The organism is uncultured Coprobacter sp., from assembly GCF_947855755.1.
In the GTDB taxonomy this organism is placed as follows: domain Bacteria; phylum Bacteroidota; class Bacteroidia; order Bacteroidales; family Coprobacteraceae; genus Coprobacter.
In genome coordinates this window covers 180582-206422 of record NZ_CANUAR010000003.1, presented here as the reverse complement: position 1 = coordinate 206422, position 25841 = coordinate 180582, and the positions used below count along the sequence as shown (strand labels likewise).

Here is a 25841-nt window from a genome sequence, read left to right as displayed (position 1 = left end):
GCAACAGTTTTTTGTAGCCACTTTTATTAAAAAAGAATAAAAACAGAAAACTAACCGAAAGAAATTCTTGTTATGTTAATATTCACAACATATCTTTGCCGATAGAAAAGATAGAGCTGTGAAGACTCTATTTTTTTAACACAGAAAGATTGTTTATGCAACAATTGCATATTTAAGAATATAACGCGAAATTTGAGAAATAATATCTAAACAACAAACAGAATGAAAAAATTAATTGTCCTCTGTTTACTCATCATTAGCGGAAGTAATGCTATCGCACAACAGGTTTTTACCCTTGATTCGTGCCGGAATATGGCAATAAATAACAATAAGCAGATACGTATTGCCAATGAAAAAATAAAGGCAGCCGGTTATGAGAGAAAATCGGCATTTGCAAACTATTTGCCCGGATTCGATGCAGTAGGAGGTTACATGTATAACTCAAAAGAAATCTCTCTATTAAGCGATAAACAAAAAGAGCAATTATCAAATGCAGGAACAAATACATTAGCTCCCATAATGCAACAAATAATGGCTCAACATCCCGAACTCGGACCACAACTTCAGCAATTGGGTGCTGGTATAATAAACTCGGTAAACGGAGCAGGACAATCTTTAGTAAATGCTCTGCGTACCAATACGACCAATATGTTCGGGGGAGCAATTACGCTTACCCAACCTATTTATATGGGCGGAAAAATAAGAGCTTATAATCAAATTACTAAATATGCAGAAGAATTAGCGAAAACTCAGAAGAGCACAGCGGTAAAAGACCTTGTGTTCCAAACGGACGAAATTTATTGGCAAGTGGTATCGTTGGTGTATAAAAAGAAACTGGCCGAAAGTTATGCCGATCTTTTAGATTCTTTATACCAGAATGTCGAAGCAATGATAGCTGAAGGGGTTGCAACTCAATCTGACGGGCTGACTGTCGCAGTAAAACAAAATGAAGCGCAAATCACTTTGACAAAAGTTTCTGACGGACTCAGTCTCTCTAAAATGCTTCTGGCACAAATTTGCGGACTACCTATCAACATGCCTTATACTTTAGCTGATGAAATAGACGTGTTGCATGAGGAAAATTTACCAGTTCCGACAAACTCTATCAATATGGATGAAGTATATGCCAACCGCAGTGAAATACAGAGTCTCACATTAGCAACAGAAATTTATAAACAGAAACAGAAAGTCGCGCTTTCTGCCATGTTGCCTAATCTTGCTTTGACAGGAAGTTATATGTTCTCCAACCCGAATGTTTTCAACAGTTTCGAAAAGAGAGTAGATGGATTTTTCAATGTAGGTGTAATGCTTAAAATTCCGGTTTTCCATTGGGGAAAAGATTTTTATAAAGTAAAAGCTGCTAAAACAGAAAGAAATATCGCTCTTTTAAATTTAGAAGAAGCTAAAGAGAAGATCGAATTACAAGTCAATCAGGCAACATTTAAAGTAAACGAAGCAAATAAAAAGCTGATTATGACACGTAAGAATATGGAAAAAGCAGAAGAAAACCTTCGTAACGCCCAAATCGGATTCGAAGAGGGAGTTCTTACGACCGATAATGTACTGGAAGCTCAGACTGCCTGGTTACAAGCCCAGTCAGAAAAAATAGATGCCGAAATAGATGTTCGCTTATGCGAAGTTTATTTGTCTAAGGCTATGGGACTAATGAAATAAAATAGGAAACGTAAAAAAACAAACGACAATGGATACTCCTCAAAGAAAAAAAGAAAAAAGTCTGATCATCGGATTAGTCGGACTCATTATCGTGATCATTATCCTCGCAATGATCGGATTCTTCATGTTGAAACCGGGTGACGAAACCATACAAGGACAGGCAGAAGCGACTCAAGTACGGGTATCGGGAAAACTTCCGGGACGTATTGTCGAATTTATGGTGGAGGACGGACAAAGCGTACATAAAGGCGATACTCTTGTCCGCATCTTTTCATCCGATGCCGAAGCTAAACTCATGCAGGCTTCTGCTATGGAGAATGTATATAAAGCCCAAAACCAAAAAGTAGATAAAGGAGCGCGTATAGAAGTAATAAACTCGGCTTACGACATGTGGCAAAAAGCAATAGCCGGACTCGATATTGCAAAAAAATCATACGACCGGATGCAGGCTCTTTTCAAAAAAGGCGTGATTTCCGCCCAAAAACGCGATGAAGCCGAAGCAAACTATAACGCAATGAAAGCCACCGAAAGCGCAGCAAGATCTCAATATGAAATGGCCAAAAAAGGTGCGCAAATCGAAGATAAAGAGGCTGCGGCAGCAATGTTGCTGGCAGCAAAAGGTAGTGTGGCTCAAGTAGAATCGGTATTGGCAGACTCATACCTGACAGCTCCGATCGACGGAGAAATATCCGACATATTCCCTAACGAAGGCGAACTGGTAGGTACCGGAGCTCCGATTATGAATGTTCTGAACCTGAATGACATGTGGGTTACATTCAACGTAAGAGAAGAGCTTCTGCAAAACCTGACTATGGGAAAAGAAATCCCGGCAATAATTCCGGCTTTAGGAAACAAAGAAATCACTTTAAAAATTTATTATATAAAAGACTTAGGCACTTATGCTGTATGGAGAGCGACAAAAGTAAGCGGACAATATGACGCCAAAACTTTCCAAATCAAAGCTCGTCCGACAGCTCCGGTAGAAAACCTGCGTTCGGGAATGTCTGTATTGCTAAAAAAATAATTAGTTACATCCGAGTCCGGTATATTTAAAGGACTCCCAATACATAAAATTACATGCCAGAAAAAAAATCGGTTACAAAAATTCTTTGGGCGGTCATCGTAAGAGAATTGCACCGGCTGGTTTCCAGACCGATATACATTTTCTGTATAATAATAGCTCCTCTCATCAGCTATCTTTTTCTGTTAACTCTTATGAATGAAGGATTACCGGAAGAGATTCCCACTGCCGTCGTCGATCTCGACCATTCTGCAGCATCGAGAAACTTTATCCGGCAACTTGACGCAATGAGCCTGACACAAGTTACAGAGCAGCCCAACAGTTTTACAGAAGCTCGAAAATCGTTACAAAAAGGAGAAATATACGGGTTTTTAGTGATACCTGAAAATTTCGAAGCAAAAGCTATGGCCGGTCGCAGACCAGAAATATCGTTTTACACCAATAACGCATACTACATACCTGCGTCTCTATTATATAAGAATTTCAAAACGATGTCGGTACTTGCTTCCGGAGCAATCGTACAACAAACCTTACTCGCACACGGAGAATATGGATACGAAATTATGCCCCAATTACAACCTGTACCTACGGCAGTACATGAATTAGGAAACCCTTGGATAAGTTATTCTGTCTATTTGAATAATACGTTTATTCCGGGAATGCTGCAAATAATGATATTATTGACAACCGTATTCAGCATCGGAACGGAAATCAAACACGGAACATCCAGAGAATGGTTAGCTCGGTCACACAATTCGGTCGTATTGGCTATTACCGGGAAATTACTTCCGCAAACCGTTCTGTTTTTTATCATGGGTGCACTACTGCAATCTATGCTTTACGGATATTGGCATTTCCCATTACACAACGGAATCTGGCCGATGCTGGCGGCAATGTTCTTATTGGTTCTTGCAAGCCAAAGCTTCGGTGTTATCATGATGAGTATAGCACCGTCGTTAAGAATAGGGTTGAGTATAGCCGCATTATTCGGAATCATTTCTATTTCGATTACCGGATTTTCATTTCCCGTGCCCGCCATGTATCCGCCATTTCAGTTATTGTCGAATATATTCCCGCTACGACATTATTTCCTGATATACGCAGATCAAGCATTGAACGGCATACCGTTATATTACAGCCGAATGCAATATCTGTATTTGTTCCTTTTTGCCATAGCTTCTTTACCGTTACTGAAACGACTCAAAACAGCTTTACAAAATCAAGTATATGTTCCTTAGCAATATAGCAGGATAAAAAAATATTAAGATGAAACTACAAATATTCGAATCAATAAAAACCGGAATGCTGGATATCTGCTATATCTGGAGAAAAGAATATGTGACGGTATTCCGAGATTTCGGAGCATTGATTTTTTTCTTTGCCCTGCCATTTGCATATCCGATATTATATGCTCTTATTTATAATCCTGAAGTCGTACGGGATGTTCCGATGGTCGTAGTAGATAACGCCCGCACTCCGTTAAGTCGTGAATTATGTCGAAACATGGATGCAAGTCCGAATGCAAAGATCGTATCTTATTGCGCTAATATGGACGAAGCAAAAAAAATGATGTATGAAAAGAACTGTTACGGCATTATGCTTATTCCAGAAGATTTCAGTAAAAATCTTATGCGAGGAGAGCAAAGTCCGGTTATTTTTTACTCAGATATGAGTATATTACTTAACTACAAAGGATTTCTGATTGCTTTGACAGAAGTGACGATGGACTTAGGATCAAAATTACAAGTCGCCGCATTAGGCGGTGCGACCCCCGAGCAGGCTAAAATGGCGATGTCTCCTATTCCATACAGTTCTATAACTCTCTATAACCCCGAAAGCGGTTTTGCATCGTTTCTTATTCCGGCAGTCTTGATATTGGTTTTGCAACAAAGTCTTATTTTGGGAATCGGACTTTTAGCAGGAGGAATATACGAACACAAGAAATTGCATAGATATTATTCCAACCGGGAAATGATGCATAACAATATCATGCATATCGTTTTCGGGAAAGCGATATGTTATTACAGCCTTTACATCGTCTCCACAATGTATATATTACACGTAGTACCTTGGCTATTCAAATATCCTCAGATAGGAAACCAATGGGAAATATATGCATTCATCGCACCGTTTTTATTATCGTCCATATTTTTCGGAATGACACTCTCTGTATTTGTAAGAGAACGGGAAACGTCATTCCTACTGTTTGTTTTTACTTCATTGCTGTTTCTCTTTATTTCAGGTATTACATGGCCACGTTATGCAATGCCCGAAATCTGGAAAATAATAGGAGCTATCATACCTTCAACATGGGGAATCGAAGGTTTCGTCCGCATGAATACTACAGGAGCTAATATCAGTGACGTACATGATGCATTCATCAACCTATGGATACTTACCGGAATCTATTTTATAACCGCATGTCTGGCATACAGATATCAAATATGGAAAGATAAAAGAAGAGGTTTCGGAGGAAAGATTGAAGAAAACTATCAAGTATAATTAAATCCGAAATAAATCAAAGACATTACAAACCTTATTAAAAATGCCCCTAATATCGAGGGGCATTTTTAATATATCAGAACAGTCTATTTGATACGACGAGGCTTAACGCCCTCAAACGTTATTTTTACAGGAAGAATATATCCGTCCTCATCAAAATACATTCGGTCGATACAGGTTTCTCTATGATTCTGATTGGTATCACCTAAAGGTCTGCGATGATAAACAATATACCATTCGTCCTTACCGGGAATTTGAATTACCGAATGATGTCCAGCGCCGGTTGCTACATTATCATCCTGTTGCAATATTTTACCGATACGTTTAAAAGGACCAAAAGGAGAATCGGAAATAGCATAAGCAACGCTATAATCAGAGCCACCCCAGCTACCTTCAGACCACATAAAATAATATTTGCCGTTTCGCTTCAACATAAAAGGTCCTTCTACATAATTTTCAGGAGTAACCGATTTATATAAAGTACCGTCATCGAATGGAACAATACTCAACAAATCATCACTCAACTTTACCATATTGCAATGATGCCAGCCGCCGTAATACATATAATAAGAACCATCATCGTCACGGAATACGAATTGATCGATAGGTTGAGCGCCATTTACGATTTTATCGATTAAAGGCTTTCCTAAAGCATCTTTGAAAGGCCCTTCCGGACGATCGGCAACTGCAACTCCGATACCACCATATTGATCATTATTCTGAATATCGTTAGCTCCGAAAAAGAGATAATATTTTCCGTTTGCCGAAATTACCGAAGGAGCCCATAAAGCAAACTCAAGCCATTTTATATTTTCAATCGAAAGGACTTTCGGATGTTTAGTCCAGTGAACAAGATCTTTAGACGAAAATGCATCCATATATGTCTGCACATTGTAAATCTGGTGTACAGCCCGAGTTTTCTTGCCGGTATCCGGATCTTTTCCGTCAGCAGTTACCAGTCCGGACAATGTAGGATATATCCAGTACTCATCTCCATACACAATAGCTTCAGGGTCGGCATACCATCCGGGCAAAATAGGATTCCCACTCGTTTTTTTCTTTTTTTGAGGAAATGCCAATACCGATACACAACAAAACAGGAATAAAAAGAAAATTTTTTTTGTAACCATAATTTAACCCGATAAAACAAAAAACGCCCTTAACGGGCGTTCTTTGTAATTAAATACATTTTTATTTTACAGACAATTTATAAGTAGCAACATTACCCTTCGCATCAGCAACTTTTACCAAATAAATACCTTTTGCCATAGACAAAGTACTCAATCCGGCATCCACCTTAGTTTGAGAAATATTCTGTCCTGCAAAGTTATATACATCAACAGTCAGTGATTCTGTAGCAGACTCGATGCAAATAGCATTTGCTGCACCCCAAACTTTCACACCTTCAATTGTTGCCGTAGAGATAGAAGATGGGTCATAGTCGGTATCCAAATATACACCATGGATATTCGCACCGGCATCGGTTCTAAATACCATATACAAATCATGTACACCTTCTACTTTAGATGTCATAACTCCAGCCGTTTTTTTCGGAGTAGCCCAGTTACTTGTACCTTGAGCCTGTACTGTCGCTAATTTTATATCATTTTCCAATACCGAAAGATCACTGTAATCCTCATGATTCAAATCAATATAGAAATCGAACGTACTGCTTCCTAAAGACGCCTGATCTGAAGAATGATCTACCAAAATACGCGTAAATTGACCATCTTGAAAATCTACATCAACAAATTTCAAAACCACACCATAGGAAGTATAACCGATATTAGAAGCCTCAAATTTCAAATCATCTGATCCTTTCGCCATAAAATCTACAACATTTTCAATACCACCCATTGCATCGAAATGCATGCCATAAGCGTTATCCGTAAGAGGTTCGTCTATCAACTCTATTTTTTCAGGCTCATCGTCTTCTATTTCCCAAGGAGTTCCTTCGATCAACTGAATTTCTTTCAAGTTTGTAGCACCAGTCCATTTTACATAAAGATCATGTACACCGCTGATATTCTTCTCCAAATTTTTTGCTAATGTTCCATAAATAGCCCAATACCAGTCACGAGCCGTCCAAATCTTAGCAATCATGTTATCTTCGCTGTCCGTACCATCAATATAAATTTCAAGGAAACCATCCGGATTAGTAGATCCTCCATGAGTAGAAACTACAGCTATTTGCTGATACGTATTCCCATCTTTAAAATCTATAGACGAGAATTTAACGATCAACCCTTCTCCTGTATTTCCCCAGACACCGTCATTCAATTTAGCATCGGGACATTCCTCAGGATTTACAACAGAACCCGCGCTTGCCGGAATCGAAAAATAGTTATACGTCGGATCAGGCACTTCCCCTTGTTCTTCAAGACCTAATTCTTTATTATAGAATATAACTTTTTTCAGATTTCCTTCGCAATTATTATAACGCATATATACCTGATGCTTTCCGGTAGGCCAGGTAAAACCCTCAGTACCCTCAGGATAAAAATTATAACGGTAAGTACGATAATACTGAAAAGCACCTGTACCTTTTACATCGACTTGTGTAAATAGCAAACCTCCGTTATCCGGATCTCCCATATAAAAATCCAACGTACCTTCAGTTGCCTTATTTTCATGCGCGAACTCTGCACCGTTAGCAACATAAGTCGTCCCAGTACCAAAATCGATTTCTCCTAAACAGATTGTCGTTCCGGGTTTCGTATTTCCCAAACACTTGTTTACAATATCGAAGCGGGCATCATTCACAATTTCCACACCGCTTTCCTCCGTCATCTTAATGACAAGGTCCTGAGCTGAAGCCGTTGTAAACAAACCGGCAAAAAGCCCTAAAAAAGTAATTGTTCTCGTTTTCATAACATACAATTTAAAAGTTAATGTATATAATAATTAGCTGTTTTTTGATTTTCGGAAACCGACTGTTTAAAACCGGTTTCCGAACTCTCACTATTTCTTTATTACACGACCGTATGAATGAACAGATTCTCCGTTCAATCTCCAAACATATATTCCTGAAGGCAACTTATTTCCGGAAACAACCAATTCTCGACTCCCGTCAGTTACGAATATTGTATTTCTATATACGCAACGTCCTGCAAGATCGAATAAAGAAATCTCTATATTCTGAGGCTGCTTTATCGAAACCGGAATATACATTTCATCGACAAACGGATTCGGATAAACAACACCGACAGAATTTTCAGAAGCGATAGACATATCTATACCTGTATAATCTGCAACTTCTTCTATCCGGAATTTCTGATTATCTTCACCTGTCAGTTCTCCTAACGACAACTCCGCACCTTCATCCATCGAACCATCCGAAATTTCGAGATACTTTAATGCACCTTTTTGCACGATAGTGAAACAATCGTCTCCTTGATAATACAAATTCCATTTCCCGTTATTCACAGTGCAATCAAAAGGAAATTGCCCGATCGTATTAGTTCCTCTCAAAACGATATTCAAACCGGAAGCGACATTTTGCAAACTGTAGCAAGCATCGCCGGCAACATTTAATTTCCATATTTCCGTATCGTCTCCGGTATATTCTTTCTGAATAATCTTCGTTCCGTTTGTCGTATTATTCGTTTTTAAAGCTAATACCTTACCACTATGCACCGCTATGATCTTGTAACCTTTACTCTCTTCGATTGCAGGAATATCTTCCGCATCTTCTTCGAAATCGTAATAATCGAGATTCATTCCGCCATTAGTTATCTGCACTCTCAAATTATGGATTCCCTCCGGTATCGTTACCCTTACCATATAATCGGTATAATCATCGACTCCGGATGTAGACTTCAATTCCATCGAAGAAAGCACTTCATCATCCAACATGACACAAATCCCTTTATCTTGTCCGGAAGGTGTAGAATAACGGACAGTCATTCTATACGTAGATGTTTTTTCGACATTTACTGTATAATTCAACCATTCTCCGGTAGTAGTCCAGCCGACATGATATCCCGATCCGCCGACCCCCACGCCGACATAATCGCCTTCTTCATTTCGGTATGCACCGCCTTCATTAGAAGTCTCCATATCATAAAAACCAGCACCTTGACCTCCTAAATCGAAATCTTCAGCCTCTATACGACCCGGAATAAAAAGATCCTTATAAGGTTTCTGCCGTTCCGTAAAATATTTTTTTGCCGTAGCCAATAGATCGCTGGCTTTCAGAAATACATACTTCTCCGGAAACTCGCTTTGTAAACGTTCCACAACACGATTTATCGCAGCATATCCAGCTCCTCCTAATCCGGCCTGAACCATATATACTCCGGTAAATACAGGAATATCATTTCGGGCAGTAACACCCTTCAGATAATTATAAATACCGTCTTCATCGCTACAAACTCCTCCCGTACCCACTATCGGCATTCCACACCAGTTATAGGCATCTTTATAAGCACCGTTCGTCCATGCCAAAGTACCGGTAACTCCCGTTTTCACAAAACCGTTATTATAAAAAGGTTGAGCAGGCCAACGCAGAGAAGAGGCCGTACTGAACATACCGGCAGCTTTCAGATACTGTCCGTTCATTATACACCACGATTCAAAATCTTCGGGTTTATAATAAGGCTCTTGTATATACTGTACCCCTGACGGGCCTCCAATAAACTCATCATTATCAGTTCTATTCTCATAATAATATTGCAAAATGAACGGAGCGATTTCGGTCAATGCCGGAGACAAAGTCATGGAAACAGGAACTTTTCCTCGTTCGGACTGCTTCCAAATATCCAATGTCCCGTTATGATTGAATTGAATATTATCTCCGTCACTCCAATGTAATGCAACATATACTTTATTCGTTTCCGCATCAACAGCTACACCTTCCGGCTGATGTCCTTCAAATGTTTCGGAAGGGAACGAAGAATAATAACTTGCATTCGGGAAAAGATCGCTCACCACAAATCCGAATCCTTCGGGATTGATCGTAAGATTAAGATCATCCCCATGCATGCCATATCCCATTACCACTGCATTTTTAGGATAACCCGATGTATTCAGTATTTTTTTTATAATATTCTTCCCCGTAGTCGTTTCATCATCTACCCAAAAAGCGAATGAACGAGAAGCCACTGCATAATCATAAATACGCCATCCTCCACTTCGCCAGTCGTCCCGTAAACCAATACTGAAAACCAACTGTTTGTTAAGCTTCGGCATAATTTCCTCCAATGCCCAATTATAAGCCTGAGTTATCGTACTCCAATTATTCCGAATATCGACAATCTCTTTGTCCCATCCGAACTCGGCAATCAGTTCGTCCTTAAGCTCTTCCGATACAGGCAAAGCATCTTCGGCACAAGCCATCAACAATGCCATATTGAATGTATAATCATTATCCGAAAAATTACATACTACCAGCTTATCCAAACGGTCTTTATACGATTTGAACAAAGTGCGTAATCCCCGATTTTCACCTGTGACTATAACTCCTTTATCCGGACGTTTATATTTAACATCCAAATATTTAAACCAATCCAGTTCTTTATCTCCGGTAGAAAGAAATAGCTCGGCAGAATCTCGATTGATAATTCCTTGAAATATCCGGCAAATATGAAGTGCTTCCGGACTTTCTGTCGCTCCTCCTACCGAAACAAATACAGGTGTCTGTACCGATTTCATTTTCGGGAAATATACTCCGGAAATTTGGGCGGATATTCCACCCAAAATTCCGCAGCATACTATCAATATCATTAACAGTCGTTTCATGCATAATTTATGTTAAAGGTTAATTACTTGTTGTAAACGAATATCATCCGAAGACGACCCGACCATGAAAATATAATTGCCAGATGGCGTATAGAATTTTCCGGTCTTCTCATCCCAAAGACGCAACTCTTTTTTAGGAATCGATACAGATACCTGAGCAGACTTACCTTTTCCTATATGTACACGTTCAAAACCTTTAAGCTGTTTCAAAGGAACTTTTATTCCCGATTCCGGGAAACGCACATACACTTGCGCAACTTCATCTCCAGCATATTTCCCGGTATTTTTCACCGTAAATTTCAAATTCACGGCATCATCAGAGACTTCACTTTTAAGATTCTTATAATCAAAACGGGTATAACTCAAACCATATCCGAAAGGATACAGAGGCTTATTCTCAAAGTACATATAAGTTCTGCCTTTTTGAATGTCATAATCGTCAAAAGCGGGAAGTTCATCAAGACTTCTGTAATATGTTAAAGGAAGGCGTCCTCCGGGATTATAATCACCGAACAAAGCCTCGGCAACAGCAGTGCCGCCTTGTTCTCCCGGATACCATGCGTTCAATACAGCAGGAATATTCTCATCGATCCAGTTAATCGCCAAAGAGCTTCCGGCAACCAACACTACTACCGTATTCGGATTGGCCTTATATGCTTCTTTAATAAACAGTTGTTGGTCAGCAGGCAATTCTATCGTATATCTGTCCTGTCCTTCTCGTTCGATAGATTTGTTAATACCCAATACGGCAACCGTAACATCGCACTCGCGAATAGCCCGTCCAGCTTCTCCGTAAAGATCGAGTAAAGCTTTTTTCCCTACATCCGGAACACGCCAATACAATTTTGCCGTAGCCTCAGCTCCGTCATCGAAATATTCAGCAACCAGATTATATCTTTCTCCCTTATTCAGCTCGACAACAACACTATCGGTCTGTACTCCTCGATTATGCCAAGAATCAATCAGTTTTTTACCGTTAAGGTATAACCGGCAGCCATCATCAGTAGCAAAAGCCAAAGTATATTTTCCCGACACATTCGGAACGAGATCTCCACTCCAGCGAATCGATAACGGAGACTTCGGCAAGAAAGGATCTGGAGCTTGATTAGCCGGTTCAAAATTGATATTTTCATCAATACGTACCTTCGGTGTGCCCTCCAAATTTTTATTACTGTAATGTTCCGCCTTCAAACCATTCGGGAAATTCGCTTTCGTAATCATTTCATATCCTGAAATCGAAGAAGACCAAGGTGCATAAACAATCTTAACATCGTCTCCTACCCGTTTTTTTATTCCCTCAAGTACAGATACCGGAGCATTCATCGGAGTACCGCTATAATCTCCAAACTCACAATTCCCGGCATTAATACCGACTACGGCGATCGATTTTACTTTTTTCGGATTTAAAGGCAAGAAATTTTTTTCGTTTTTAAGTAATACAAGACTCTGACGTGCTGCTTCCAATGCCAACTGCTGATGCTTCTCACACCCCACGACAGAAGGAGATATAGCATTATACGGATTTTTATCGGGATCATCGAACAGACCCAACATCATACGGGCACGTAATATCCGATAAGCAGCAGTATCTATATCAGCATCCGTTACCATGCATTGCTTGTAAGCATTCATCAAAGGTTCGATATAGACATTATCTCCGCATTCCAAATCAAGTCCTGCTTTAATAGACAATGTTGCTGCCGCTTCGGGAGTCTTTACATATTTATGATGTGTCACCAAAAAACCCGGTCCTCCACAGTCAGACACGACATACCCGTTAAAGCCCCACTCTTTTCGGAGAACCTGAGTCAATAACCAAGGATTTAAGGAACAAGGTACATCATTGATTGCATTATAGGCAGCCATGATAGATTGAGCTTTACCCTCTTTAATACAGGTTTCAAAAGCAGGTAAATAATATTCTCTCAAATCCCGTTCAGAAATTTGAGGATTACACTCAAAACGATTATGTTCCTCATTATTGGCTGCAAAATGCTTCGGTGTAGAAACAATTTTAAGATAACGAGGATCATTGCCTTGAAGTCCTTTTACAAAAGCGACACCCAACTTACCGGAAAGAAACGGATCTTCCCCGTATGTTTCAGGAGTACGTCCCCAACGAGGATCACGCGCCATGTTTACCGTCGGCGACCAAAAAGTAAGTAAATCACTGAAAAAACCTTGCTGATCTTTCCCCCGGTTTAATTCATTCCAACGTCCACGTGCTTCATCTGAGATTGCCGTAGATATTTCATAAAGCAAATCAGGATTCCACATACTCGCCAATCCGATAGCTTGAGGGAAAACAGTAAAATTTCCGGGACGGACAACCCCATGAAGCGCTTCATTTCCATGATAATATTTATCGATACCTAAACGAGGAATTCCCGGAGAAGTAGCCCGTAACAGCGATATTTTCTCTTCTACCGTCAAACGAGACAGCAAATCCATAATCCGCTCATGCTGCGGGGCATTCATATCTTTATATAACTCCTTAGTCTGGGCAACTGCCAAAGAAGAAGTTGCCAGACAAAAGGAAAAAAACAAGGTTCTTATTTTTTGATTCAAAATCATAATATCGAGTTTAAATTATATGATATAACTAAGGTGCAACAATCTCAATAACAGGTGTATAGTTATACCGTTTCAATGTCGAATTATAACTGCAACTCGACAGAGCGGCAATACGGATATAATATTTCTGCCCGCTTTTCAGATTCTTTACAGGATCACTAAACACCATCGATTCTATCGAGGCATCTGTAGAACGGCTAAGCACCTTTGTCGTAGAATTTTCTTCTACATAACAACTGTTATAGCAGGAAACTACCGGGTAGATATTGCAAAGCAATCTGGATTCGGAAATAGTTTTCTGACCGATAGTCATTCCTTCCGGAGTAGTGGAACGACGAATCGTATATTTTACCGTAACTTCTGCCGAACCGGGTTCTCCATAAACAATCTCTTCTATATTTACTTTCAGGAATGGGGTTACCTTAAAATCATGCTTAGTAACTCCCTTAAGATGAACTCGTTCAGCCTCTACCGGGAAAAACGGTCCTTCTGTCGGAGTTACATCATAATCTCCGCTGAAAAGAGCGACATTACGGAATGTACCGTCAGCTTTAGCCCAAAATTGAAGCGGTGTAGGATTTTCATAAGAAAGATCCATCAATTCAATACGGCAACCATCCGGTTGTTCGGTATAAACCGGAGATCCGGTTTCAACATCAATCAATGTCCCGTCGATACCCGCATCCGGAGCATCATAATTGTCAAGTTGAAAACAAGATGTCATCAACAAAGGGAATATGGCAAATATCAAATTAATCTTTTTCATGTATTTACAGTTTTATTTTTAAGGACTGTCTGAAAATTTCCAGACAGTCTTGTCTTATTTCTATTATTTGCTTATCTATTGACGATTAATAGCCGGGGTTCTGTTCTATGCCCGGATTCAGTTTTATCTGATCGTCATTGATACGGATATAATACAAATAGGGTTTAAAATCATGAGCATTACCGACCTCGACTTTTTTGAATATCCAAGTCTTCTTATTAGCGACCCAATACGGATAAAGACCCTTCATCTTCTTATTGTTCATAACCTTATCGGACTGACGCCACCGTTTGAGATCCCAAAACCGATGATTCTCATACATCAGCTCAACTTGACGTTCATTACGCACTACATCTACTGTCAGAGACGGAGCATCTTCTACACCTGCGCGGTCACGTACGTCATTTAAATAAGTCAACCCATTAGCTACATAGTCCGATACACCCATCGTTGCCAACTCTGCAGCAGCTTCGGCATAATTCAACTCAACTTCAGCATACCTGAACTCGAACCAATCCTGCTCACCACTCGTATGTTTAGGATCTTGCGTCGCATTTCCTTCGTATAAGAATTTTTTAATATACAAACCGGTAATCGTCGATTCAGCATTACCACCCACACCTTGTGCCCCGATTACATATATCGAAGTATCTTTCTGCGTTTCCGGATCTATATAACTAATCTGATCGGTAAAAGCACCTCCCTCTTTCAAGATCGTTACATTCTGACCGTTCATTTCTGCAATACCTCTTTTTACATCGATTATACCGCTTACATCTCCTTTCGCATTCGTCCATTCAGCACCAGGAATCAAAACAGTAGCATATAATCTCGAATCTCGTCCGTCGAAAAGATCTGTACGATCTTTCAACTCAAGAATATTTCCATCATCTCCGACAATCCAACCTGAAGAATTGGTTTCAAATTCTCCCGACGTACCATCTGCCATAGGAAAAGCCTCTATCAAATCCAATGTCGGAGACAAGCGAGAACCATAACCTTCCGGATAACGGTATCCCCAAGGTTGATTCCATAAATCCCAGTTATGAGCTTTATCGGGATACTCATATTTCTTTACAAAAATCACTTCAGGACAATCTCCCTTGATCCAGAACATTTCCTGATAGTTTTTTGCCTTGTCTGCATTTCCACGATATAGAGAATATCCTCCCTCACGAACTACATCTACCGCCTTGATGACTTCTTTATAGTATTTTTCAGCTTTCGAAGGATCATCGAACCCTACCAATCCGTTCTTATCATACGAACCGTACTTTGCAATAGAAGCCGCATAAAGCATAGCACGACTTTTCAAAGCAGCGGCAGCATACTTATTGATTCTGTATTTCTCCCGAGACGAACGGGTCGGCGGAAGCATATTGATCGCATTATCCAAATCTTTCAATATAAATTCGTATGTTGCTTCTTCTGTGCTTCGATTTACTAATAAAGCCGAAGGATTAGAATCATCGTATTCTTGAGGAACTTCTATAATAGGAACACCCCCGTAACGCTTTGCCATACCAAAATAGTACCATGCACGTATCGCGTATGCTTCACCCAATAACTCTTCTTGCTTTTCCGGAGCAAAAAGAGTAGATTCTTTTAATTCTTGAATCAACTGATTTACATTACGCACATTGTCGTATGTCCACCATTGATTCCACGCATTATTTTCCGTCGCTGGTCCAAATATTTCATGGGGAAACTCGCAATGAATAGCTTCATCACAACTCAGAGCTGGAACAAAACAACCTCCGACCCAATTATTAAATCCGGATTCACTTCCGTAATTGAAATCTTCTATCGGAAGCCGGTTGTATAAAGTAGCCATATAAGCCTCTATTCCGGCCTCACTACCGAAGATATCGTTTTCTGTAATTTTATTGATGGGCGCCAAGTCGAGAAAATCGCTACAAGAAATCGTACCGAAAGTAAGCGTCATGGCCAATGCCCCGTATATAATCTTTTTCATCATATTAGCCTTTAGAATGTTACGTTTACACCAAAATTAAAGTTTCTCATAATCGGATACCGGGCAAGAGAACCTCCGGGATTTTCAGGATCGGCATAATTCAGATCTTTAGAACAGATCGTGAATAAGTTAAACCCGTTTGCATATATACGAAGATTGCTGATCCCGATTTTATTCGTCCATTGTTTCGGCAATGTGTAACCCAACTCAAGATTTTTGAGTCGTAAGTAGCTACAATTATTATAGAAATATGTAGATTCCTGTCCGTAGTTTTGAGGATCTTGTAAACGAGTCGACGGATAACGTCCGGCCACCCATGTTCCTTCACTATCGAACGGTGCGGGATTACCTTCTGCATCGACTTTATGCCAACGATCCATGAAAATATCCCATGATCCGCCAAATTGCAATGGCCGGTCAGTCAAGTTAGCATTAAACATAGCTGCACCTTGGAATGTCACATTCAAATCGATACCTTTCCACTGTCCGCCAAGAGTAAGACCGTAGTTCATCACCGGAGTATTCCCCCTAAGAAGAGGTTGTTTATCCCATTCATCGATAATACCGTCTTCATTATAATCGACATACATCAAGTCTCCGGGAAGGTAAGAATACTGCGTATAAAGACCGTCTAAAACCGGATTCCTGTAAATTTCATCCATACTGGAGAATTGTCCGCGAACATCATATACCCATTTGATATTGCTGTTTCGATTATTCTGATTATTGCGCCAATTATCATAAGAGTTTCCGGACGGAGTGCTTTCGATATATTTATTACGAGCTAAAGTATAGGTAAAGTTTCCTGAGATATGATAAGTAAAATCAGCAACTTTTCCTTCATGTCCCAACACTAATTCAAAACCCGATTGCATATCTGAGTTGATATTCTCTTTTGCAAATGTAGCTCCGAAAGTTCCCGGAACAGAAACTATACGATTTGCCAACAATCCGTCACGATCACGGCGGAACAAGTCGAATTCAACAGAAAGAGCACCTCTCCATAACGACATATCGAAACCGATATTTTTTGTCGTAGATGTGTACCATGTAGCATCATAGTTCGGTATCTGAGGCATCCCGACACCCGGAATAAGACCTTGATCACCCAATACGTATTTATCACCACCCGGATAGTCGAACGCCATCATCCACAAGTAAGCATCAGTGTTGTCATCCCCCATCTTACCGATAGAACCACGAATTTTCAAATTATCGATAAAATCTACATTATCTTTAATAAACGATTCTTCAGAAAGACGCCAACCGACAGAAAGAGATGGGAAGAATCCCCATTTCTTATTTCTGAATTTTGAAGATCCGTCTAAACGGAAACTTGCTTGAACCAGATATTTCGATAAAAAGTCATAATCCACACGTCCGACAAGCCCCATATTGGAGTTACGGTCAGCAGAACCATTTACACTGCGAGCATCATCTACCAATCCTGCATAAATCTGATCGACGGCATCCATCAACGTATTACGGCTACCGCTCAACTCGGAAGTTTCCCATTTACGAGTTTCGAACAATAATAAAGCTTTCAAATTATGTTTATTTTTGATCGAAGTTTCATAGTTCAAAGACAACTGTGTTGTCGGAGTTGCCGTGTTACTGCGCCATTCCGTCACACTTGCCAAAGAAGATGTCGTTACTACATCATAAGATTTCGCGTCGGCATTGTATTTATAAGTTTTATATTGCTTCTTGAGCATTTTATCTGTATGATATTTAGGGTCATAAGCAATAAGTGCTTTTGCCGACAAACCTTTCACCCAAGGTATATCCCAACGTAATGAAGCGGTTGCCTGAACTTGCAAGTTTTTGGTCCGACGATATCCACCATATTCCTGCGAACTTTTTATCAAAGCATTTTTTTCATCATTATATTGATACCCTAAATAATCGGGGTTACCATTAGCATAAACTTCATAAATAGGCACCTGTGCCGAAACAGCATCGAAAATCTCACTAGGATAATAAGCTGGAGCATCCTTATCGTCATAGTATCCTCCTATCTGGAATTCGGCAGTCAACTGGTCTGTTATTTTTGCCGTAATGTTCGATCTCAAATTATAACGTTCATAATTCAATGAATTCGCTTTCCACAATCCCTCTTCCGAGTAATAACCGATACTGTTGAAATATTGTACACGGTCGTTTCCTCCTGAAATATTCATATTTATCTGCCACTGCGGCACTGTGGGACGGACGACCTGATCGAACCAGTTGATATTGGCATAAGGTGAGCCCGAAGTTACCAAACTCGGGTCATAAGTCGGAACAGTCTCTCCACGATTGGCCATCGCTTCATTATAAAGTTCCATATAGCCGTAAGCATCTACGGATTTCGGGAATTTGGTAATATTCTGTATACCGTATGAAGCGTTCAATGTGATTTCCGGTTTACCTTTTGTTCCACGACGGGTAGTAACTAACACGACTCCATTCGCAGCTCGCACACCGTAAACGGCAGCCGAAGCATCTTTCAATACAGACACCGACTCGATTTCATTCGGATCGAGACGATCGAAGTCATCACGAGGAATACCATCAATAATAACTAAAGGCGATCCTAATCCACGAATATTAAAACTGTTATCATAACTACCCGGTTCGCTGGAATTTTGCTTGATATTCAAGCCCGGTACTTTTCCCTGTAAGGCATTTGTTAAGTTTGCAGTAGTAACAGCTTTAATTTCATCCCGGTTAATAGATGCTACAGAACCGGTAATCTCTTGTTTCTTTTGAGTTCCATAACCTACGACAACGACTTCGTCCAGAAGCTTAGTATCCTCTTTCAGAACTACGATCAGGTTATTTTTCCCTTTCACCGGAATTTCCTTTTTCTCAAATCCGACAAAGGAAAAAACCAAAGTAGCCTTATCTTTATCTGCTTTTAAAGAAAAATGTCCATCGACATCTGTTGCCGTTCCGACTTTAGAACCTTTTACAATTACACTCACACCGATGAGCGGTTCACCCGCAGCATCTTTCACTACACCGTTTATGTCGGACACTTGCGCCATCAAAGAGAGCGGTAGCCCTGCCAAAAACAGTAAAATCATCACTTTTAGATGTTTCATTGTATTTCAGATTTAGTATATAATAATTCTTGTTTTTTAACTCCAAAAGATTTTTCAGGGGCATTACCCATCGTCAATTCCAAAACTCCTCCTTGCATAATATCTTCATGTGAAATCCAAGCTTTTTCATAAGGTTTTCCGTTCAGCTTGACCGACTGTATGTACTTATTTTCCGGAATATTATTCAATGCAACAATTTTAAAACTCTTTCCTTCCGGCAAAGAAATCTCAGCCTTGTCAAACAACGGCGAACCCAAAATATAGTCACCGCCTGCAGGCACAACCGGATAGAAACCTAATGCAGAAAAAATGTACCAAGAAGACATCTGCCCGCAATCTTCATTCCCTTGCAATCCGTCTGGTTGGTCGCTATACATATTTTTAAGGATATAGCGCACTTTCTCTGCAGTCTTCCACTGTTGTCCTGCCAACGTATACAAATATGTAATGTGATGTCCCGGTTCATTTCCATGAGCATACTGCCCGATAAGTCCGGAGATATCTCCCGAAGCCTTTTCACCCATGGATTCATTCAAAACAAAAAGAGAGTCCAACTTTTGTACGAACGCCTCTTCGCCTCCCATTAATTTAATCAACCCTTCGACATCGTGAGGGACAAGCCATGCATATTGCCAGGCATTCCCTTCACAATAGTCGTCAGCCCGATGTTCCGAACGAAAAGGATTAAAACCTTCCCGCCAGCTTCCGTCAGCATTTTTACCCCGGAAAAATCGAACTGAAGGGTCCCAATAATGGCGGTAATATCCCGCCCTTTCCATAAACAACCTATAATCATCTTCTTTACCTAATTTCTTCGCAACTTGTGCCACCGACCAGTCTGCCAATGCATACTCCAAACCTTTAGCAACACTTTCTCCTTCTTTATCTGCCGGTATATATTCATTTTCACGTACAAAATTCAGACCTTTATAATCACTTAGCATTGACTGCTTCATGGCATTATAAGCCTGCTCATAGTTAAATGTATTATACCCCTTTAAAATAGCATCTGCAATTACCGGAACGGACTGTATACCGATCATTTCATAAGTATCCGATCCATATAAATGCCATACAGGCAAACATCCTTTCTGATCGAAAATAGCCAGCATGGATTTCACGAAATCCGAAACTCGTTCAGGTTGCAGTATCGTATATAACGGGTGTGCAGCTCGATAGGTATCCCACAATGAGAATACCGTATAATTTTTAAAAGGTGCATTGGAATATACTTGGCGATCGGCCCCCCTGTAATCGTTATTTACATCATTAAAAAGTACCGGTTGCAGAAACGCATGATACATACCCGTATAAAAAATACGTTTCGCTACCGTATCATTTGTTTCTACGACGACTTTTGACAACTCTTTTTCCCACGAATCAGTCGTTTGTGCGACAACTTGTTCAAAATTCCACTCCGGGATTTCCGAAACTATATTTTGTGCCGCATTCTCAATGCTGACCGGAGAAATACCTACTTTAACCTGAACATCTTTTACATCATCCGCAAAACGGACATTTGCCTTCACACCCTGAGCTTTCAGAGATTTTCCGGAAACCTCAGTTGTGTCATTTAATAATATAACGGAAATAGGCAAAGAAAATTTTGCTGTGAAGTAAATTTGTTGTACACCTTTAGACCAACCCGTTGAAAAACGGTAACCGCTTACTGTGTATTCATCGGTCTGTTCGATAAAACTTTCCAATGTTCTATCATCTCCATATCCGCTCTTCAGGTCAATCATCAACTGTTTTCCTCCCGGTTCTTTCGGGAAAGTATAGCGATGATAACCGACACGGTCGGTTGCCGTCAATTCAACCAAAATATCATAATCATCGAGCACAACCGAATAATATCCCACCTGTGCTTTTTCCCGATCGTGAGAATAATGCGAACCGTAACCCGAAGTTGGATTTTCCTGTGTTCCGGCTATTTTCCTCATCTCACCGGTATAAGGCATAAACAACAAATCTCCAGAATCGCAACATCCCGTCCCATTTAAATGCAGATGTGAGAAACCGATCAACACAGAGTCGGAATAGTGATATCCTGAACACCAATCCCAACCTTTATTTATATTCGTAGGTCCTAACTGCAAAGCCCCGAAAGGTGCAGCTACCCCCAAAAAGGTGTGCCCATGTCCTCCCGTGCCGATATAAGGATCAACCCAGCGGGTAAGGCTCGTCACATTTTTGTCACTACAACCGGACAATGCCAGAAATGCGACTGCCAAACATATACTCAAGAAACTTTTCATCATTAAATTATTTTTCATTGCTCAACGAATAGGGAAAATCTTTTTTATCTATACCCCGTTTTTTATTGGGGACATTACTCATTTCATAATCAATTACAGCTCCTTGTTTTAATCGGGAATATGAAAACCATGTAGGTGTGTATTCTTTTCCGTTTACTTTAATCCGTTTTATATAGCGATTCTCCTTAGTTACGTCAGGAGCATTCAGAACTATTTTTTTACCATTTTCAAGAGTAACGGTCATCTTCTTAAAAAGCGGTGTCCCGATTACATATTGATCTGTTCCCGGACAAACCGGATAAAATCCCATAGCAGAAAACACATACCAAGCCGAAGTTTGTCCGTTATCTTCATCGCCACAATAACCATCCGGAGCTGCCGTGTACATCCGATCCATTACCTCTCTTATCCAGTATTGCGCTTTCCATGGCTCTCCCGCATAATTATATAAATAAAGCATGTGCTGTATGGGCTGATTTCCATGTGCATAATTGCCCATATTCATAATCTGCATTTCTTTGATTTCATGAATACAGAATCCATAGTAACTGTCATCATATATAGGCGGAACGACAAATACGGAATCCAACATTTGAACAAAAGTCTTTTTACCGCCCATCAAATCGATAAGTCCCTGTACATCATGAAAGACACTCCATGTATAATGCCAGCTATTTCCTTCTGTAAAAGCATCGCCCCATTTATAAGGATTGAATGGCGTTTGGAAAGAACCGTCTTGATTTTTCCCACGCATCAAGTTATGACTCTTATCGAATACGTTTTTATAATTAAGGCTACGGTTACGGAAAAGTTCGATCTCTTTTTCAGGACGTCCTAACTTTTTAGCCATCTGCATGATACACCAATCATCATAAGCATATTCAAGTGTACGGGCGACATTTTCCGGAATCTTTACATCATAAGGGACATAACCGAGTTTATTATAATAATCAGCTCCCCATCTTCCGGTCGACGGAACATCCGGGTGTACTTTATCTGTAGCCGCTAATAATGCATCATAAAGCGTTTCACTATATTTCACTCCTATTCCTTTTAAAAACGCGTCGGCAACCACCGATGCAGAATTATTACCGACCATACAAAAACGATGTCCGGGACTTGCCCATTCGGGAAGAAATCCGCTTTCTTTATAAGCATTCGCCAATCCTGCCTGTATCTCCTCATTAACAGAAGGATACATCAAATTCAGAAATGGGAACAAGGCTCTGAAAGTATCCCAAAAACCGGTATCCGTATAAAGAAAACCCTTTTTCACACCCCCTTCGTACGGACTGTAATGAACGGGATCTCCTTGTGCATTTATTTCATAAAACTTACGAGGGAACAGAACCGAACGATAGAAACAAGAGTAAAATGTACGGTATTGGTCTATCGAACCGCCTTCTACTTGTATTCTACCCAATATATCATTCCAGCGATCACGCCCGTCCTTTTTAATTCGTTCGAAATTCCCATCTCCCAGTTCTTTTAAGTTTAACCATGCCTGATCAAAAGAGATAAAAGAAGAACTTACTTTGGCCTGAACGATTTGTCCTCGACGAGTTTTAAATCCGATCATAGCACCTACATGATTGGCATCCAATTTTTTCTTTCCGGGAACGACCTTACCGTCACTCCAGATATCGGATGAAACAAAAGGGGTGTCGAATTCGATCACAAAATAATTTTTGAAGTCCGGAGTAACACCTCCCGAATTTTTCGTAGTATATCCTATTACGGCCTTCTTTTCGGGAATCACCTGTATATAAGAACCGTTATCAAAAGCATCAATTACAATATAAGAACTATCGCTTTCAGGAAATGTGAAACGAAATGCTGCCGAACGTTCGGTGGGAGTCAATTCTGCAGTAATATCGTGGTCGGCAAGATATACACTATAATAATAAGGTGTAGCAATCTCCGCTTTATGGGAAAACCAACTGGCTCTTTCTTCCTGTCCTATCTTATAACCGGTAACAGGCATTAAAGAAAACTGCCCGTAATCATTTATCCATGGACTCGGTTGGTGAGTTTGCTTAAAACCTCGAATCTTATCAGCTGTATAAACATACGTCCAGCCATCGCCCATTTCTCCGGTCTGAGGAGTCCAAAAATTCATTCCCCAAGGCAAAGCAACAGCAGGATAGGTATTCCCCGTAGAAAGCAGCTTTTTCGACATACTCCCGACGAGAGGATTGACATAATCGACCACTTCTGTTGCAAACAAAGATGTTGTAAAAAGCGAAACTAAAACTGTCGTTAAAAAATTCTTCATGGCTCAATATTTTCTTAAGCATAAATGTGTTACGAATATATTATTATAGTATAGAAAAGATCATTAATTTATCATTAACAGAAATGACTCAATCTCGATTTAACAATAAACAAAGCCGAAATTTCTTTCTTTCACCATTAATAATTCATTAATTTTTCAGTTCCATACAATCTTTTTACTCAAAGAAATATATCTTATAACTAAATCATTTATAATACATTAAACAAATATGATTATCTTTTTTTCTTATCAAAATAGCGAGCGGCAGATGCAGCAAGATCTTTCGGCAACAAATACTCATAAACGCCCGGACGCTCTTTTTCTAAACGGTCTATCTCCCGCTTCAATTTTGCAATTCCTCCACCACGCCCATAATCGGCAGCAATCGGATATACATTTACAAAAACAGGTTCATCTTCTTTTGCATTGACTTTTATCAAGGCATTATACAATTCGCCTTCTTTACAAATATGCTCTCCCTGATTCATGATTATCACCCCATTCTTATATGCGATGCCGGTTTTATCGTCACCATCAAATATCCCCTGCAATCCGGCTGTTTCTATAAAACGGTCGAAACAATGACTTCCGAATGTAGCATGCCAGAAACAAGCTGTATGAAAACCTGCCGATGCAAGCCAACAGCGATTTTTTTCCAACCACGATTCATAACCCTCTTTCTGGTAATCCCGTCCGTAAATGAACTGATACCCCGATGGACCGGCAACCAACTCGTCATTCTCGCTTTTATGCTTATAATACCACTCAAGTAAAAACGGATTGATTTCTTGCAAACCTGCCGCCATAGTAGTGCCGACCGGAACAGTTCCCCGCAACGAATCATTTTCCCACATCAAATACAGGGCGTTTTGATCGAACTGGAGATTGTCTCCGTCACTAAATATGATACTGACATATATTTTACCGGGTTTTACCTTTCGGGCTTTTCCTTTAGGTTGATAAAAAGATTTGTTAGGATAAGCACTCCAGAAACTTCCATTAGCATAATAATCACTAACAACATAACCTATTCCATAATTATTGACTGTAGCCAATAAGTCATCTCCGCTTTTGGCATACCCCATAACAATCGATCCGGGGTTGTACTTACCCGCAATACAAATATTCCGAATTATTTGCTGCTCATCTTTTTGCGCATCATCCAACCAGAAAGTAAATCCTCCGGATGCAGTAGCATAATCATACAAAGTCCAAGGAGCTCCGCGCCAATCATCTCTCAAACCTACCGAGAAAAGAATATTTTTATGACATAACGGCATCAATTCGGCAATAGCCCAATTATAAGCAGCCTCTTTATTCATCCATTTTTCTGACAAATCGATTATTTCACCTTTCCAATCATACTGCTTTAGCACCCAATCGGCATATTCCCGCGTTAACGGAATACCTTTGTTTCGGGAAGAAAGCATCAAAGCCATATTCCACGTCCAATCTTTTTTTGTATCCCATATATATATATGAGAAAATCTATGTAAATATTTATCCAACAATGATTGTAATCCGGCATTTCCGGTTTTCGGATATTTATTCAGGACCGTATATTTTCGCTCCGTATCATTCAACTGACGAATGTGATGATCTCCAAGAAACAGATATACCTCTGCCGAATCTTGATTAATAACCCCTTGAACCGCCGTAGCCACCATCTTCGACAATGCCGAATCCTTACGGCAATCGGCAACCCAGATTTCAGAAGACATTTTACATTTAAAAAATTGTCCTGATTCAGGAGCTAAACTGCTCTCATATTTCGGTTTCGAGACACGGAGAGAACAACCGGTCAGAATAACAAATAATAAAAATAAAGGAATTTTGCTCGTGCCTTTCATCTCAACTAATTTAAAAAAACAACAAATAAATATCGTATGACAAATATATTTCCAACCTGCATCCACCTTCATTAATTATTCATTAATAAGAGAATGAATAAAAAATAACCGAGTCCTACTC

General features: G+C 39.9%; 14 protein-coding genes. 4 read left to right on the top strand and 10 right to left on the bottom strand.

Annotation, left to right across the window (positions count from 1 at the left end):
• The first annotated feature begins 222 nt into the window (after positions 1-222).
• The 4 genes from Q0093_RS03490 to Q0093_RS03475 are packed head-to-tail and all read left to right on the top strand — an operon-like array spanning position 223 to position 5197.
• Complete coding sequence (locus tag Q0093_RS03490; protein ID WP_297928459.1) at positions 223-1674, top strand: TolC family protein; 1452 nt, start codon at positions 223-225, stop codon at positions 1672-1674.
• A gap of 28 nt (positions 1675-1702) precedes the next feature.
• Complete coding sequence (locus tag Q0093_RS03485; protein WP_297928458.1) at positions 1703-2698, top strand: efflux RND transporter periplasmic adaptor subunit; 996 nt, start codon at positions 1703-1705, stop codon at positions 2696-2698.
• 53 nt (positions 2699-2751) lie between these two features.
• On the top strand, positions 2752-3933 hold the full coding sequence (locus Q0093_RS03480; RefSeq protein WP_294176580.1) for an ABC transporter permease: 1182 nt from the start codon (positions 2752-2754) through the stop codon (positions 3931-3933).
• 28 nt (positions 3934-3961) lie between these two features.
• Positions 3962-5197 (top strand): ABC transporter permease, encoded by a 1236-nt coding sequence (locus tag Q0093_RS03475; protein ID WP_297928457.1) that lies wholly within the window; start codon positions 3962-3964, stop codon positions 5195-5197.
• 86 nt (positions 5198-5283) lie between these two features.
• Here Q0093_RS03475 and Q0093_RS03470 read toward each other — a convergent pair whose 3' ends face one another.
• The 10 genes from Q0093_RS03470 to Q0093_RS03425 all read right to left on the bottom strand — a co-directional run bounded on the left by Q0093_RS03470 (position 5284) and on the right by Q0093_RS03425 (position 25720).
• Complete coding sequence (locus tag Q0093_RS03470; protein ID WP_297928456.1) at positions 5284-6327, bottom strand: glycoside hydrolase family 43 protein; 1044 nt, start codon at positions 6325-6327, stop codon at positions 5284-5286.
• 61 nt (positions 6328-6388) lie between these two features.
• Complete coding sequence (locus tag Q0093_RS03465; RefSeq protein ID WP_297928455.1) at positions 6389-8068, bottom strand: T9SS type A sorting domain-containing protein; 1680 nt, start codon at positions 8066-8068, stop codon at positions 6389-6391.
• Positions 8069-8158: 90 nt separating this feature from the next.
• Entirely contained in the window at positions 8159-10936 is a 2778-nt protein-coding gene (locus Q0093_RS03460; protein WP_297928454.1) for an RICIN domain-containing protein, read from the bottom strand.
• A 12-nt stretch (positions 10937-10948) separates the two neighbouring features.
• Positions 10949-13510: a glycoside hydrolase family 3 protein gene (locus Q0093_RS03455; RefSeq protein WP_297928453.1), complete on the bottom strand. Its 2562-nt coding sequence runs from the start codon at positions 13508-13510 to the stop codon at positions 10949-10951.
• 28 nt (positions 13511-13538) lie between these two features.
• The gene (locus tag Q0093_RS03450; RefSeq protein WP_297928452.1) at positions 13539-14276 is read right to left on the bottom strand and encodes a DUF3823 domain-containing protein; all 738 of its coding nucleotides are present in this window, start codon (positions 14274-14276) and stop codon (positions 13539-13541) included.
• An 85-nt stretch (positions 14277-14361) separates the two neighbouring features.
• On the bottom strand, positions 14362-16251 hold the full coding sequence (locus Q0093_RS03445; protein WP_297928451.1) for a RagB/SusD family nutrient uptake outer membrane protein: 1890 nt from the start codon (positions 16249-16251) through the stop codon (positions 14362-14364).
• Between the two features lie 11 nt (positions 16252-16262).
• Complete coding sequence (locus Q0093_RS03440; RefSeq protein WP_297928450.1) at positions 16263-19337, bottom strand: TonB-dependent receptor; 3075 nt, start codon at positions 19335-19337, stop codon at positions 16263-16265.
• A complete protein-coding gene (locus Q0093_RS03435) occupies positions 19334-21613 on the bottom strand; it encodes a GH92 family glycosyl hydrolase (RefSeq protein WP_297928449.1) in 2280 nt (759 codons plus the stop codon). The genes Q0093_RS03440 and Q0093_RS03435 overlap by 4 nt, the downstream gene beginning before the upstream one ends.
• Complete coding sequence (locus Q0093_RS03430; protein WP_297928448.1) at positions 21603-23870, bottom strand: GH92 family glycosyl hydrolase; 2268 nt, start codon at positions 23868-23870, stop codon at positions 21603-21605. Before Q0093_RS03430 ends, Q0093_RS03435 begins: the two co-directional genes overlap by 11 nt.
• 233 nt (positions 23871-24103) lie before the next feature.
• On the bottom strand, positions 24104-25720 hold the full coding sequence (locus Q0093_RS03425) for a GxGYxYP domain-containing protein (protein ID WP_297928447.1): 1617 nt from the start codon (positions 25718-25720) through the stop codon (positions 24104-24106).
• Between the last annotated feature and the right edge of the window lie 121 nt (positions 25721-25841).

What these genes read in the sequence shown, in the direction of transcription:
- Q0093_RS03490 (WP_297928459.1), top strand. Translation starts at nt 223, where the DNA reads ATGAAAAAATTAATTGTCCTCTGTTTACTCATCATTAGCGGAAGTAAT.
- Q0093_RS03485 (WP_297928458.1), top strand. Translation starts at nt 1,703, where the DNA reads ATGGATACTCCTCAAAGAAAAAAAGAAAAAAGTCTGATCATCGGATTA.
- Q0093_RS03480 (WP_294176580.1), top strand. Translation starts at nt 2,752, where the DNA reads ATGCCAGAAAAAAAATCGGTTACAAAAATTCTTTGGGCGGTCATCGTA.
- Q0093_RS03475 (WP_297928457.1), top strand. Translation starts at nt 3,962, where the DNA reads ATGAAACTACAAATATTCGAATCAATAAAAACCGGAATGCTGGATATC.
- Q0093_RS03470 (WP_297928456.1), bottom strand. Translation starts at nt 6,327, where the DNA reads ATGGTTACAAAAAAAATTTTCTTTTTATTCCTGTTTTGTTGTGTATCG.
- Q0093_RS03465 (WP_297928455.1), bottom strand. Translation starts at nt 8,068, where the DNA reads ATGAAAACGAGAACAATTACTTTTTTAGGGCTTTTTGCCGGTTTGTTT.
- Q0093_RS03460 (WP_297928454.1), bottom strand. Translation starts at nt 10,936, where the DNA reads ATGAAACGACTGTTAATGATATTGATAGTATGCTGCGGAATTTTGGGT.
- Q0093_RS03455 (WP_297928453.1), bottom strand. Translation starts at nt 13,510, where the DNA reads ATGATTTTGAATCAAAAAATAAGAACCTTGTTTTTTTCCTTTTGTCTG.
- Q0093_RS03450 (WP_297928452.1), bottom strand. Translation starts at nt 14,276, where the DNA reads ATGAAAAAGATTAATTTGATATTTGCCATATTCCCTTTGTTGATGACA.
- Q0093_RS03445 (WP_297928451.1), bottom strand. Translation starts at nt 16,251, where the DNA reads ATGAAAAAGATTATATACGGGGCATTGGCCATGACGCTTACTTTCGGT.
- Q0093_RS03440 (WP_297928450.1), bottom strand. Translation starts at nt 19,337, where the DNA reads ATGAAACATCTAAAAGTGATGATTTTACTGTTTTTGGCAGGGCTACCG.
- Q0093_RS03435 (WP_297928449.1), bottom strand. Translation starts at nt 21,613, where the DNA reads ATGAAAAATAATTTAATGATGAAAAGTTTCTTGAGTATATGTTTGGCA.
- Q0093_RS03430 (WP_297928448.1), bottom strand. Translation starts at nt 23,870, where the DNA reads ATGAAGAATTTTTTAACGACAGTTTTAGTTTCGCTTTTTACAACATCT.
- Q0093_RS03425 (WP_297928447.1), bottom strand. Translation starts at nt 25,720, where the DNA reads ATGAAAGGCACGAGCAAAATTCCTTTATTTTTATTATTTGTTATTCTG.